Consider the following 233-nt stretch of genomic DNA (forward strand, 5'->3'; position numbering starts at 1 on the left):
CAAGGGCAGCGGCGGGCACGGCGGGCACAACGGCCTGCGCGACATCATCAAGGCCACGGGGACCAACGAGTTCACCCGCGTGCGGATCGGCATCGGCCGTCCCCCGGGGCGCCAGGACCCGGCCGACTACGTGCTGCGCGACTTCTCGCCGACCGAGAAGAAGACGCTGCCGAACCTGCTGGCCGACGGTGCGGACGCGGTCGAGGCGATCGCCGACCTCGGGCTCCTCGCCG

Annotated in this window: 1 pseudogene; it reads left to right on the forward strand. The window is 73.0% G+C overall.

Annotation, left to right across the window (positions count from 1 at the left end):
• A pseudogene (locus tag I5E_RS20600) lies at positions 1 to 233 on the forward strand (aminoacyl-tRNA hydrolase); the annotation flags it as partial.

Origin of the sequence: Curtobacterium sp. B18 (genome assembly GCF_000333375.1) — a bacterium.
Taxonomy (GTDB): Bacteria; Actinomycetota; Actinomycetes; order Actinomycetales; family Microbacteriaceae; genus Curtobacterium.